The organism is Acidobacteriota bacterium (assembly GCA_009861545.1).
Lineage (GTDB): Bacteria > Acidobacteriota > Vicinamibacteria > Vicinamibacterales > UBA8438 > WTFV01.
The window spans coordinates 60,071-72,775 of record VXME01000160.1 but is presented as its reverse complement, the minus strand read 5'-3'; the positions used below and the strand labels follow the sequence as shown (position 1 = coordinate 72,775).

The 12,705-nt window shown below is 68.8% G+C and carries 12 protein-coding genes and 1 pseudogene; 12 read left to right on the top strand and 1 reads right to left on the bottom strand.

Annotated features, from left to right (window positions below):
• The first annotated feature begins 5 nt into the window (after nt 1–5).
• The 5 genes and pseudogenes from F4X11_24950 to F4X11_24930 all read left to right on the top strand — a co-directional run bounded on the left by F4X11_24950 (nt 6) and on the right by F4X11_24930 (nt 4,255).
• Nucleotides 6–293 (top strand): annotated as a pseudogene (locus F4X11_24950) (type II toxin-antitoxin system HipA family toxin).
• 331 nt (nt 294–624) lie between these two features.
• Entirely contained in the window at nt 625–1,263 is a 639-nt protein-coding gene (locus F4X11_24945) for a HipA domain-containing protein (GenBank protein ID MYN68225.1), read from the top strand.
• Nucleotides 1,264–1,568: 305 nt separating this feature from the next.
• Nucleotides 1,569–3,329, top strand: coding sequence for a PQQ-binding-like beta-propeller repeat protein (locus tag F4X11_24940; GenBank protein MYN68224.1), 1,761 nt, complete (start codon nt 1,569–1,571; stop codon nt 3,327–3,329).
• Between the two features lie 45 nt (nt 3,330–3,374).
• Entirely contained in the window at nt 3,375–3,899 is a 525-nt protein-coding gene (locus tag F4X11_24935) for an isoprenylcysteine carboxylmethyltransferase family protein (protein ID MYN68223.1), read from the top strand.
• 218 nt (nt 3,900–4,117) lie between these two features.
• Nucleotides 4,118–4,255, top strand: a complete 138-nt coding sequence (locus F4X11_24930; GenBank protein ID MYN68222.1) for a caspase family protein — start codon at nt 4,118–4,120, stop codon at nt 4,253–4,255.
• Here F4X11_24930 and F4X11_24925 read toward each other — a convergent pair.
• Nucleotides 4,252–4,536: a hypothetical protein gene (locus F4X11_24925; protein MYN68221.1), complete on the bottom strand. Its 285-nt coding sequence runs from the start codon at nt 4,534–4,536 to the stop codon at nt 4,252–4,254. The genes F4X11_24930 and F4X11_24925 overlap by 4 nt on opposite strands.
• Nucleotides 4,537–4,875: 339 nt before the next feature.
• Between F4X11_24925 and F4X11_24920 the strand changes: the two genes are divergently transcribed.
• The 7 genes from F4X11_24920 (at nt 4,876) to F4X11_24890 (ending at nt 12,687) form a co-directional block, all read left to right on the top strand.
• Nucleotides 4,876–6,003: a SidA/IucD/PvdA family monooxygenase gene (locus F4X11_24920; protein ID MYN68220.1), complete on the top strand. Its 1,128-nt coding sequence runs from the start codon at nt 4,876–4,878 to the stop codon at nt 6,001–6,003.
• A gap of 12 nt (nt 6,004–6,015) precedes the next feature.
• Nucleotides 6,016–7,644 (top strand): ferrous iron transporter B, encoded by a 1,629-nt coding sequence (locus F4X11_24915; GenBank protein MYN68219.1) that lies wholly within the window; start codon nt 6,016–6,018, stop codon nt 7,642–7,644.
• Nucleotides 7,635–8,216: a hypothetical protein gene (locus tag F4X11_24910; protein MYN68218.1), complete on the top strand. Its 582-nt coding sequence runs from the start codon at nt 7,635–7,637 to the stop codon at nt 8,214–8,216. The genes F4X11_24915 and F4X11_24910 overlap by 10 nt, the downstream gene beginning before the upstream one ends.
• The gene (locus F4X11_24905) at nt 8,102–9,424 is read left to right on the top strand and encodes a GTP-binding protein (GenBank protein MYN68217.1); all 1,323 of its coding nucleotides are present in this window, start codon (nt 8,102–8,104) and stop codon (nt 9,422–9,424) included. The genes F4X11_24910 and F4X11_24905 overlap by 115 nt, the downstream gene beginning before the upstream one ends.
• A gap of 958 nt (nt 9,425–10,382) precedes the next feature.
• The gene (locus F4X11_24900; protein MYN68216.1) at nt 10,383–10,889 is read left to right on the top strand and encodes a GNAT family N-acetyltransferase; all 507 of its coding nucleotides are present in this window, start codon (nt 10,383–10,385) and stop codon (nt 10,887–10,889) included.
• Nucleotides 10,886–11,644: a class I SAM-dependent methyltransferase gene (locus tag F4X11_24895; GenBank protein MYN68215.1), complete on the top strand. Its 759-nt coding sequence runs from the start codon at nt 10,886–10,888 to the stop codon at nt 11,642–11,644. The genes F4X11_24900 and F4X11_24895 overlap by 4 nt, the downstream gene beginning before the upstream one ends.
• A complete protein-coding gene (locus F4X11_24890) occupies nt 11,638–12,687 on the top strand; it encodes an alcohol dehydrogenase catalytic domain-containing protein (GenBank protein MYN68214.1) in 1,050 nt (349 codons plus the stop codon). The genes F4X11_24895 and F4X11_24890 overlap by 7 nt, the downstream gene beginning before the upstream one ends.
• Nucleotides 12,688–12,705: the final 18 nt, after the last annotated feature.

Below are 12,705 nucleotides of genomic sequence, written 5' to 3'. Positions count from 1 at the left end.
CCGCCATGGCCAAGACGACGCGGCGCGTGCGGGTGGCGCTTGGTGAAGCGCTGCATCCGGTCGGCGAGATCGTGTTCGAGTGCGACGGCCGGCGCGAGGCGTGCATGTTCCGCTACGCCCCGGAGTGGCTGGAGAAGCGGGGGGCCTTCGCCATCTCCCCGGCGACGATGCCGCTGGCCGGAACGCCCTTCTACTCCAGTGCGTCGCGAGAGCGCCCCCGCTCTGCCTTGCCGGGACCGATCGCCGACGGTGCGCCGGATTCTTGGGGGCGTGGTCTCATCCGCAAGGCCTCGTCCGGGGTGCTCACGGAGCTGGACTACCTGCTGGCGGCGGACGATGCGACCCGACAGGGCGCCCTCCGCTATCTGGACGAGGAGGGTCGGCCGCTGGCGCGAACGTATCCGCCGACTCCGCGCCTGGCCGAGCTGGACGAGCTGCGGCGCCTGACCGGCCTGGGCGCCGACGACTTGAACCGGGATCCGGACGCGTGGGAACGGCTGTTGGGGAGCGCCGGCTCGCTTGGCGGCGCAAGGCCCAAGGCGAGCGTCCGCGACGAGCGCGGCAACCTGACGATCGCGAAGTTCACGTCCGACGACGACACGATGCCGATAGAAAAGGGCCGAGGTGGCGGCGCTGGGGCTGGCGCGTGCCGCCGGCGTGAACGCGGCGTCGGCCCGCATCGAGCTCGGCGACACGGACCGGCCGGTAGCGCTTGTCGACCGGTTCGACCGCGTCGCGGGCGACAGGGTCCACTATCTCTCCGCGCAATCGTTCCTCGGCGCGGAGACCGGGACAGGGGCGTACTACACGGACATCGCCGACGCGCTGCGGGCGCATGCGTTGGACCCGCGGGTCCAACTGACCGAGCTCTTTCGAAGGATGTTGTTCACGATTCTCGTGTCGAACAACGACGATCACTTGAAGAACCACGGGCTGTTGCATGCCGGCGGGGGGCTCTGGGTGCTGTCGCCGGCCTTCGACATCAACCCCCAGCCGCACTGTCAGCGTCAGTTGGAGACCGGCATCAGCGAGATCAGCGGGAACGCAGCTTCCATCGAGGCCGCGGTAGACGCCGCTCCCTTCTTCGACATCGAACGCAAGGCCGCCGTGGTCATGCTGTCAAGCATGGTGTCCATCATCGACGAACAGTGGCGGGCGTGCTGCCTGGCCGCGGGCATGACCCGTGTGGAGATCGGGACGTACGAGCCGGCCTTCGATCACCAGGAGACTCGCGTCGCGCGCCGGATGGCTCGGGCGCGGTGACCGGCGCGACGGCCTTTCCTTCGGCTCGGCCGATCGTGGACGGGGAGCTCGCGGGCGCGGCCGCCAGCGGCGAGCCGGTCGGGCGCCAGGTCCCCATGGCGCCTCCGGTTTCCGGTTGACCCTTCCAGACGCGCGCCGACAGTACGCCCCTGGTCGCCCCGGCCGGGACGGTCCACATGAAGATAGGCGACTTGGCGCAGTAGCCTGTGGTATGCATTGCGTGATCGAGGCGGCCGACCGGGCGTTCGTGGAGCTGGCCGAAGAAGTGAGCACGCTGGTGGAAGCCCAGCGGAACGGAGGCTGACATGCAACCGAGTGGTCTTGCCGGGCGAGACGCCCTGCTTGCGGCGGCGGTGTTCCTGGCACTCGCGCCGCTTCCCGCCGGCGCGCAGGACGAAACCTCCGCGCCGTTCGTTCCCGTTACCGACGCGATGCTCGAGGATCCGGCGCCGGGCGACTGGCTGACGTGGCGCCGCACGCCGGACGGCTGGGGCTACAGCCCGCTCGATCAGATCGACCGCGAGAACGTCGGCACGCTGCGCCTGGTATGGACGCGGGCCCTGGGCGTCGGCAACCAGGAAGGGACGCCCCTGGCCTACGGCGGCGTGCTGTACATGCCGAATCCGAGCGACGTCATCCAGGCCATCGACGCGGCGACGGGCGACCTCCGCTGGGAGTACCGCCGCGACCTGCCGGACGACATCGACGACTACGTCAACGGGTCGATGACCAACCGGAACATCGCCATCTACGGGAACCGCATCCTCGACACCAGCGCCGACAACTACCTCTATGCGCTCGACGCCGAGACCGGGCGGCTGGCATGGGAGACGCAGATCCTCGACTACTTCGTGAATCCCGCCCGGCACTCGTCGGGTCCGATCGTCGCCGGCGGCAAGGCGGTCTCCGGCCGGAGCTGCCGGCCCCACGGCGGGCCGGAAGCCTGTGTGATCACCGCCCACGACGCGGAGACCGGCGCGGAGGTCTGGCGCACGCGCCTGGTGCCGGCCCCCGGCGAGCCGGGGGACGAGACGTGGGGCGGCGTTCCCTACGAGGAGCGCGTGCACGTCGGGTCCTGGATGGCGCCGAGCTACGATCCGGAGCTGAACCTGGTCTACGTCGGCACGTCGGTCACGTCCCCGGCGCCCAAGTTCCTGCTCGGCGGGATCGAGAACAACTACCTGTACCACAACTCGACGCTGGCGCTCGACGGCGACACGGGCGAGATCGTGTGGTACTACCAGCACCTCAACGATCACTGGGACCTCGATCACCCCTTCGAGCGGCTGCTGGTCGACACCGCCGTGGCGCCGGACCCGGCGGCGGTGAGCTGGATCAACCCCCGGCTCAATCGCGGCGAAGTGCGCAGGGTGCTGACCGGCATTCCGGGCAAGACCGGCGTGGTCTACACGCTCGACCGCGAGACGGGCGAGTTCCTGTGGGCGCGGCCGACGGTGACGCAGAACGTCATCAGCGCCATCGACGGCGCGACCGGTGCGGTCACCGAGAACGCGGAGCTCATTTTCACCGCCGAGGGGCAGGAGGTGCTGACCTGTCCGACCTGGTTCGGAGGCAAGGACTGGGAGGCCGGCGCCTACAGCCCGCGGACCAACCGGATGTACATGCCGCTGCGCAACACCTGCGCCCGCATGATGGCTACGCGCGAGGCGCGCATCCACTACGCCCTGGCGCTGCGCCACCAGCTCGCGCCGGGCACCGATCAGCTCGGCACCATCCAGGCGATCTCGGCCGAGACCGGCGCGACGGAGTGGCTCTACGAGCAGCGCGCGGCGACGATGTCTCTCGTCGCGACCGGCGGAGGACTGGTGTTCGGCGGCGACACGAACGGCCGCTTCCGCGCCCACGACGACGAAACGGGCGAGGTGCTGTGGGAGATCAACCTCGGCTCGCCGGTCAGCGGCTTCCCGATCACCTACGCGGTGGACGGCCGGCAGTACGTGGCGGTCAGCACGGGCGCTTCCGGGACCGCCTCCGGCTTCACGCGCCTGACGCCGGAGCTGCGCCCGAGCGTCGGCAACAATCTGTTCGTGTTCGGTTTGCCTTGACACGCAGCCATGAGTGGTAGCTTCACCCTGAGGAGCGCATGGCTCATGAAGGGAACTCGTACACGTGCGATCGTGGGGTCGTTAGTCTTCTTCTGGGCGGCTCCCGGTCTCGTTGCTGGCGTCGGCCCGTTCGTCCTGGTCGGTTGGACGATGCAGCCGCCACTGCTCGGGCTGCCGGGCGGGCGGATGGCGGGTGCCGCGGCGGTCGCCGCGGGTCTGGCCTGCCTGCTGGACTGCTTCGCCCGCTTCGCCCTCGAGGGGCGTGGCACCCCGGCCCCAGTGGCGCAGACCGAAGTGCTGGTGGCGTCCGGTCTCTATCGGTTCGTGCGCAACCCGATGTACATCTCCGTGCTGCTCATCGTCTCGGGGCAGGCGCTGCTCTTTGGGCAAGCCCGGCTGTTGGCGTACGCAGGGGTGCTGCTGGTCGCGTTCCACTTGTTCGTGCTGCTCCATGAGGAGCCGTCGCTCCGTTGCAGGTTCGGAGAGTCGTACGAGACCTATCGCCTGCACGTGGGTCGATGGCGGCCACGTCTGACGCCGTGGTGCGGATCGCAGCCGTTCAGCTGGTGATACCGTCTTGCGCTCTTTCGATGATGCCAAAGTTGATAGAAGTAGCCACAAGAGACAACATTTGTCCAATAGGAAGCAGTTTCTTCTCCGCTATTCATGAGAATCGACAGGAAAGAGTCGAAAAGGTACCACCAGCAACGAACGATGCGACCGACATGTCGGCCGCGGCAGCGTCTCGGGTTCAAGGTCGCTACGGAGCTGGACGCGGATCGGTGGAGATGACCGAGGTGCTACGTCGATTCCAGCGCCAGCGCGCGGCAGCGGACGTCCCGCTGGTCTTCTACTCGGGCCACGGCATCGAGATGCGTGTTCCGAATCCGTGGCGGCCCTTGCAGCCCTGGGGTGATCTCTGCTAGCGTGAGCGCCGATGGTCCAGAGACGACGCGCGCGCACGGGGCTCGTACGGCGTAGCCGTGGCTGGCGCGCATGGATCGTCGTCCTGGTGATGGCGGTGGCCGGCGCCGGCGCCGCCGAGGTCTTCTGTCACGAGGAGCACGCGGCCGATCAGCGTTGCGCGGTCTGCCAGCTCCGACACCACCCTGCCGCCGAACTCTCCGGCTCGTTGCAGGTCGAACTCGCCGACGTTGTGGGGGCGCTCGAGCAGGCTGCCGACGGCGCATGGATCGCGTCCGGTCACTCCCGCCGCCTCCCCGCCCGCGGCCCGCCCGCGTAGTTCCCGTCACGCGCTGCGTTTTCGTCCATCGTTCGTCGACGGCGCATTGCCGCAAGCGCAAGAGCGTGCGCGCTACGGCAATGGTGCTTGTCCGCGTCCTATTGCGGTTCAGGATGGCGTCTCCCCGACACTGGTAACGCGGTGTCGTGCCTCGCGCCCGTCCAGGGCGCCGGCTCCTGGCGCGTTCGCGGCTGTCCTGCACGATGGAAACGGAACAGGGTCACGAAGAGTGGGCCTCGGGAGGGGGAAGGTGATGGACCGATTGACTGCAAGTGGCGTGAAGGAAACGGTTCGGGTGAGCCGATGACGAAAGGAGCCCGCTCGTTCGACATTGTCGTCGTCGGCGCCGGGGCCGCCGGTCTCGGCTTTGGTGCGACGCTGCGCGACCTCGGAATCGAGAACTTCGTGATCCTCGACCGTGCCGCCATCGGCGCCTCGTTCCTGCTTTGGCCGCGGCAGATGCGCTTCATTACGCCGTCGTTCAACAGCACCCAGTTCGGCGCCCTCGACCTGAACGCCGTCTGTCTGCACACCTCGCCGGCCTACTCGATCGGCGTCGAGCACCCCACGGGGGAGGAGTACGCCGGCTATCTGCGAAAGATCGCGGAGCATTTCGACTTGCCGGTAGAGACCGGAGTCGACGTTCTCTCGGTCGCGACGGGAGCTCGACCCAAGCGGTTTCGGGTGGCGACGAGTCGCGGCGACTTCCACGCGCGGTTTGTGGTCTGGGCGGGCGGCGAAATGCAGTACCCGCGGACCAACGGCTTCCGCGGGGCCGAGCTGTGCCTGCACAACTCCCAGGTGACCTCGTGGGACGATCTCGGCGGCGACGAGAGATACATCATCGGCGGATCCGAGAGCGGCGTCGACGCCGCCGTCGGGCTGGCCGCCGCCGGTCGACGAGCCATCGTCTTCGACCGCGAGGAGCCCTGGACGCGAAAAGGCCCGGACCCCAGCCAACTCTTGTCGCCCTTTACGAAGGCGCGTCTGGATTCGGCTGTCGACTCGGGTCGGGTGACGCTGCGCGGCGGCTGTCCGGTCATCGGCGTTCGCCGCAAGGACAACGGTTATCAGTTGGCGCTCAAGGGCGGTCACGTCGTCGACTGCGCCGAGAAGCCGATCCTGGCCTCCGGATTCGTCGGTTCGGCAAGCCTCGTTCGCTCGTTGTTCGATTGGCGAGACGACGGTTTTCCGCTGTTGACGGAAGACGACGAGTCCACCGTGACGAAAGGGCTGTTCCTGGTCGGGCCGCAGGTGCGCCAGGGCGATGTCATCTTCTGTTTCATCTACAAGTTCCGCCAGCGCTTCGCCGTGGTCGCCAACCAGATCGCTCGCCGCCTGCGGGTGAGCGTGGAGCCCCTGGAGGAGTACCGCCGCTACGGAATGTACCTCGACGATCTATCGTGCTGCGGCGACGAATGCGCTTGTTGAAGGGGCCGTGAAATGCTCCCGACGCCAGTTCGAACCGTGGTTCTGTTGGGTAAGGAAAACGTCGGCAAGACGCAACTGGCGGCGTCGCTGGCGGGTGCGCCCAGCGCTGCCTCGAACTTCCGGGGCGCCACCGTCGGCTGCGACTCCTACCGGGTGGACGACTGGGAGCTGATCGATACGCCCGGGTTGCTGCGCAGCTCCGACGTCGAGACCACCCGACTGGCCCTGGAGCGGCTGCGCGGCGACGATACCGTCCTGCTGGTCGCCCAGGGGACCGCACTGGACGCCGACCTGGCCGACCTGCTGCCGCTCGCCGCCGGTCGACGCGGCGCACTGGTCGTGACCCGTCGGGACCGACTCGCCCGCCTGGAGGTGGAGGAGCGGCTGGGAGAGCTGGCGCTCCGGACGGGTTTGCCGGTGGTCGCCGTGGACGCCCGGCGGCTGAACGCCGACGATCGTCGAAGGCTGATGCAGGCGCTGGAAGCGCCCGGCCCGGTCCCTGCCGAAACCGGTTTGAACTTCGGCGATCTGAACGTCCGTCCCCGTCCTCTCTTCCTGGAGCGCTCCGCCCTTGGGCCTTTCTGGGCGCTGTTGCTGTTGTTGACGCCCGCCGGGATCGCGGTGGACGCCGCCAACCGTCTCGCGGATCGAATCGAACCCTGGGTCGGCGCCCTGACCGGGCCGCTGGCCGGGTTGCTGACGCGCTGGCCGCAGCCGCTTGCGGAGATCCTGGCCGGCGACTACGGCTTTGTCACGATGGGGCCGCTGCTGTTGGTGTGGGCAACGCCGGTGGTGGTGCTCCATGCGCTGCTGATGGGTGCGTACAAGGCGAGCGGCCTGCTCGATCGCCTGACAACCGCCATGAATCCGTGGCTGCGGCCGTTCGGCATGACGGGCCGGGAGTTGGCGCGGGTCGTGATGGGTTTCGGCTGCAACGTGCCCGCCGTCATCAGCGCGCGCTCGTCGTCGGCCTGCTCGCGGGGCGTATGCGTCTCGGCCATTGCCTTCGGTTCCGCCTGTTCGTATCAGTTGGGGGCCACGCTGGCAGTCTTTGCCGCGGCGGGACGACCCGATCTGGTCGTACCCTACCTGCTTTATCTGGGCGCCACCACCCTCGCCTACGCCCGGCTCATCGCGCCGCCAGCGGCTCGTTCTCCCTTCAATGCGCTGTTGACGGAGGGCCGGGTCTTCTTGACCTGGCCGCGCCCGAAGGCCGTCTGGCTCGAGGCGCAGGGCGTCGTGCGGGAGTTCTTTCGCCGGGCCTTGCCGGTCTTCTTTCTGATCACGGCCGCCGCTTCGCTGTTGCATTGGCTCGGCGCGCTGCAAGCTGCGTCGGCTGTCGTCGAGCCGGCGATGACCGTCTTTCGATTGCCCTCGGAGGCGGCCCTGGCGGTGGTCCTGGCGAGCGTGCGCAAGGACGGCATCCTGCTGCTCGCGGAGCCGGGCGTCGCCGCAGGCCTCGGCGCCGCCCAACTGTTGACGGCCGTCTACCTGGCCGGCGTGCTCCTGCCTTGCCTGGTCACCTGCCTGACGATTGCGCGCGAGCAGGGCCGCGGGTTTGCGCTGCGGTTGGTGGGTCGGCAGGCTGTGGCGGCCATCGGGTTCAGCGCTTTGCTGGCCTGGGCGGGAGCATGGCTGTGAACCCGATCTCCGGCGCCCGCCGACGCAAGGGGCAGGAGCTGCTCGACCGGCAGTGCTGGAACTGGGGCCGGGACATCGAGCGTCCGCAAGGCAACCTCCTGCTCGAAGCGGGCTTCTGCAGGCGACGGCCACCCGAAGGAGAGACAGGATCGAGCTGCTACACGCTGGCGCTACCCGGCGGCGACAGCCTCATGTTGTGGGGTTTCGGCCTCCTGTACGGAACGCCGCGGAAGGGCGGCGTCTTCCTCAACCGTTACCAGTTTCGACCCGTTTGGCTGCCGTCGGAGACCGTCCGCGAGCCGATCTGGAAGCCCGACGCAATCCCGGCCGCACGGACGCCTCCGTCGCCCCGCGTGCCGGTCGACCTGACCGTCGCCGCCATTCGGCGCATCGCGGACTACGAGGAGTGGACGCTCGCGCGCTGCGGTCTGGAGTATCGTCGCGCCGTCCTGCGCGAATGGAAACGGAGTTCCAAGGGACTGCCGCCGCAGGCGGTGCCCGAGGCTTGGCGTGCGCTCGCCGACGCCATCGACGGCCAACCGCATTCCGAGCCCGTGGAGAAATCGAATTGAACGACTCACGCCTTCCCGTAACCGTGCTCTCCGGCTTCCTCGGCGCCGGCAAGACGACGTTGCTCAACCACGCGCTGCATAACCGCGAAGGCCGCCGTGTCGCGGTCATCGTCAACGACATGAGTGAGGTCAACGTCGATGCCCAGCTCGTTCGCAACGGCGGCGCCGAGCTCAGCCGCGTCGACGAGCGGTTGATCGAGATGTCCAACGGCTGCATCTGCTGCACGCTGCGTGAAGACCTGCTCGACGAGGTTGCACGCCTGGCGCGGGAACGTCGCTTCGACTACCTGCTGATCGAATCGACCGGTATCTCCGAGCCGCTTCCCGTCGCGGCCACCTTCGCCTTGTCGGACGAGCTTGGCGCCCAACTGGGCGAGCTGGCCCGTTTGGACACGATGGTCACCGTCGTCGACGGCCCGCGCTTTCTTCGCGACTTCGAGTCCGGAGAAGACCTGCTCGATCGCGGGCTGGGGGTCGACGTCGAAGACGACCGCTCCATCGCCGAGCTCCTCGTCGATCAGGTCGAGCTTGCCAACGTTCTCGTGCTCAACAAGACCGACAAGATGAGCGGGAAAGAAGTCGCACGGTTGACCGGGATCCTGCGCAAGCTCAACCAGACGGCGACGTTCGTGCAGGCGACCTACGGGCGGATTCCGCTCGATCTGATTTTCGATACGGGCCTGTTCGATTTCGAACGCGTCGAGCAAACAGCGGGTTGGCAACAGGAGCTGCAAGGCGGTCACACGCCGGAGACCGAGGAATACGGCATCGGGAGCTTCGTCTATCGGAGGCGACGGCCCTTCCATCCAGCGCGGCTGGCGGCGCTCTTCGAAGGTTGCTTCGAGGGCGTGCTGCGGGCGAAGGGGGTCGTCTGGCTGGCCACCCGCCATGAGGTGGCCGGCGCGCTTTCGATCGCCGGAGACTCGCTGACCCTGGAGCCCGGAGGCCATTGGCTCGCCGCGCTGGACCCGGCGGAGCTCGCCGGCGACCCGGAGACCCTGGAGTGGGTCGGCCAGGTATGGGAGCCCGACCACGGCGACCGCCGCCAGGAGCTCGTCTTCATCGGAATCGAGATGCCGAAAGAGGCCATCGAGGCCGCGCTGGACGGCTGTCTGCTGACCGACGCCGAGATGGCCTCCGAAGCTTCCGGGTGGGCTTTGTTGGACGACCCGCTGCCGGAGTGGATAGAAGAAGAAGATGAGCCGTAGTGCTGCGCAACGGCAAGGCGCTCAGCACGGCCGGCGGATGTACCCGACGCCGAAGACCGTTGCCCCGCGAGTCAACGGGGTCGCCGCCTGACTTCGTTCTTGAACGCTCCGCGGCGATGTCTCTCACGCACGGACTGGACCGCATCCCGCGCGCAACGGACCAGGCCAAGACTGCGTACGTCGGCGCCCTGCGCGCTGGCGACGCCCTCGAGACGGTTGAGCCCCCGCAGGACTTCCTCCACCGCCACGGACAAGTCCACCGCCGCAGTTCTCGCGTCGACCGCTCGCTGCGCAGGTGCCCCGAGCACCACGGCTCCGGGTTCCTTGGGTGAGTCCACTGTCAGCGCCTCGACGAACCGGCTTCGTTCATCCCTCCGCTTCGCCAGGTACCTGCGCCGGCCGGCGCAGGCTCGATCCCGAGAACCTCAGTGGTCGGGATCGTCACCAGCGGTTGGCCGTCGACGGTCCGAAACACCCACCAACCGGCTTCGGCGACGACCGTCTCCGCCTCAATCACGAGAGGGACGTGTTCGCGCCGGTGCACGGAGAACAACGCCATAGGTCCAGTCTTTCGGTCGCAACCGGCCCGCTCGACAGGAACGAGACGGACAGGGTCACGAAAATCGCGTAAATATCTCGAACTTTCCCAGCGCAATCGCGAAATTAGCGCGCTCAGTCCGCTCCGCTTGCCATCGATGATTGGATGCTCGCGCCGTTGCGCGCGCGAACCGAGCGGTCGAACCACGCACGGCGTCGCAGAACTCGTTTCGTATACGTCCTGCGGCGCAGACTCCTGGACAACTGCAGTGCATTGTCAGGTGGTGGGATTCTTGGACATTACTTTATCACCTTTTTTTCGCAGGATATCCTTTTGTGATCGCTGCTGGACGAGCAAACGTCCCGATCGAGCCGCCGCCGACGTGCACGCACGGAGCCATGAGGTAATCTGTAACGCACGATGGCTTCCGCTCCGGCCCCCCTGTCGATCTCCGCCGCCTCGCCCGCCGACGTGCCGCTCATCCTGGCGTTGATCCGGGAACTGGCCGACTACGAGCGGATGTCCGCGCAAGTGGTGGCGACCGAGGCGGACATCGAGCGGGCGCTCTTCGGGGAGCGCCCGTGCGCCGAGGCGGTGATCGCACGGATCGGTGACGAGGCGGTCGGGTTCGCGTTGTTCTTCCAGAGCTTTTCCACCTTCGTCGGGCGCCCCGGCCTCTACCTGGAGGATCTGTATGTCCGGCCGCCGCATCGCGGCCACGGCATCGGGCGGCGCCTGCTGGCGCACCTGGCGCACATTGCGGTCGAGCGGGGTTGCGGCCGCTTCGAATGGTCGGTGCTCGACTGGAACGAGCTGGCGATTGCTTCGTACCGCCGCGCCGGCGCCGTGCCGATGGACGAGTGGACGGTGTACCGCCTGACCGGGGAGCCGTTGCGCGCCCTGGCGGCGGAGGCGGTGTCGCGGTGAGTGCGGCGGACGGCGGCGAGGAGCAGCGCGTCCTCGCCGAGCAGGTTGCCTACTACCGGGCGCGGGCGCCGGAGTACGACGACTGGTTCTTTCGCCGTGGGGAGTACGACCACGGTCCCGAGTGGAATCGGCGCTGGCGCGACGAGGTCGGCGAGCTGCGGCGGGCCCTCGACGCGGCGCAGCCGTCCGGCCGGATGCTGGAGCTGGCCTGCGGCACGGGTCTGTGGACCGAGCGGCTCGCCCCGCGGGCGGCGGCGTTGACCTGCGTCGACGCCTCGCCCGAGGTGATCGCCCTCAACCGGGCGCGTACGGGCGCGGCGCACATCGACTACGTCTGCGCCGATCTGTTCGCGTGGGAGCCGGTCCGGCGGTACGACTTCGTGTTCTTCGGCTTCTGGTTGTCGCACGTGCCGGCGGGGGCGTTCATCCCGTTCTGGAGCCTGGTGGCGCGGGCGCTGGCGCCGGGCGGGAGGGTCTTCTTCGTCGACAGCCGCAACCATCCGGCTGCCCGCGAGGGGGGCTACGATGCCCGGGCTCCCGCCGCGCCGCCGTCCCGCAGCCGCCGCCGTCTGCGGGACGGGCGCGAGTTCGAGATCGTGAAGATCTTTCACCGACCGGACGAGCTGGAGGCGCAGTTGCGTACGCTCGGCTGGTCTGCCGTCGTGCGCGGCACCTCCAACTTTTTCCTGCACGGCCTGGCGACGCGTGACGACTCGCCGCCGGCGGCCGGCCGGCGGAGTGATCGACCATGCTGAGCCATCAGGTGACCGCGTACGGCGAGCCGCTGGAGCGGACGGAAGCGGCGCTGCCGGAGCCGCGCGGTGAGGAGGTCCTCCTGCGGGTCGGCGCGTGCGGCGTCTGCCACAGCGACATCCACCTGTGGGAGGGGGCATTCGATCTCGGCGACGGAAAGCGGCTCGATCTGACGCGGGGCAGGGACCTGCCGCATACCCTCGGCCACGAGATCGCGGGCGAGGTGGTGGCGGCCGGTCCCGCTGCGGCCGGCGTCTCCGAGGGCGACCGGCGCGTCGTCTACCCCTGGCTCGGGTGCGGCCACTGCCCGCGGTGCGCGGCCGGCGACGAGCACCTCTGCCCGACCGGCCAGCCAGTCGGCGTCGGGCGCGCCGGGGGCTTCGCGGACCACGTCCTGTTGCCGCATCCGCGGTGCCTGTTCGAGTACGCGCCGCTGCGCGAGGCCCTCGCGGCGACGTACTCATGCTCCGGCCTCACGGCATACGGCGCGCTCCGCAAGGCGGCGTCGGGCGCGGCGTCCGGAGAGCTGTTGATCGTCGGCCTCGGCGGTGTCGGGATGGCCGCGGTCGGCCTCGCCCCCGCGCTGACGGATACGCCGGTGCTGTGCGCCGACGTCGACGCTGCGCGGCTGGAGCTTGCCCGCACGCGCGGTGCGGCCGAGACGTTCGACACGTCGGCGCCCGATGCCGTCAAGCAGGTTCGAAGGCGCACCGGCGGCGGGGTGGCGGCGGCCATCGACTTCGTGGGGTCGGAGCGGTCGGCCGCCTTCGCCCTCGGTGCGCTGGCGCCGGGCGGCACGCTCATCGTGGTGGGGCTCTTCGGGGGCGCCCTGAGGCTCTCGTTGCCGCTGCTGCCGCTCAAGCACCTGACGATACGCGGCTCCTACGTCGGCAGCCCGGCCGAGATGGGGGAGTTGCTGGCCCTGGGCCGCTCCGGATCGATTCCCGAGCTGCCGATCGACGAACGCCCTCTCGCCGCGGCGCAGGCGGCGCTCGACGACTTGCGGGCGGGCCGGGTGATCGGCCGCGTCGTCCTGCGGGCCTGACTTCCCGTTGCGCCGCCC